This is a genomic window from Pseudomonas sp. SIMBA_068 (assembly GCF_046534705.1).
Taxonomy (GTDB): Bacteria; Pseudomonadota; Gammaproteobacteria; order Pseudomonadales; family Pseudomonadaceae; genus Aquipseudomonas; species Aquipseudomonas putida.
In genome coordinates this window covers 1-259 of the sequence record NZ_JAWRYI010000886.1, presented here as the reverse complement: position 1 = coordinate 259, position 259 = coordinate 1, and the positions used below count along the sequence as shown (strand labels likewise).

The window sequence follows — 259 nt, the reverse complement described above, 5'->3', positions numbered from 1 at the left end:
AAGCGCGCGCGTGCGTTCGGCATCATCGAGTCCCGCCGCGAGACGTGCAGCCAGTTCGACGGGCAGCGCCGCGAACGCACGGGCGAGGCGGTCCGCGCCCGAGCCGGCCTCGGTGTCGGGTGCGATTGCGGGCGATATGGGCGCGCCGGCGACCGCGCTCGACGCGTCGGCAAGCAGCGGCCGCAGTCGCTCGCGATCCGCGCCGGGCAGCATGGCCCAGATCGACTCGATGTCCTCGATTCTGCAACGGGCGAGTTCC

At 73.0% G+C, this 259-nt stretch carries 1 protein-coding gene; it reads right to left on the bottom strand.

Annotated elements, in window-relative coordinates; translation table 11 throughout:
• A partial coding sequence (locus SB756_RS31920) for a hypothetical protein (protein WP_410913481.1) occupies positions 1–259 on the bottom strand: 259 nt, incomplete at both ends.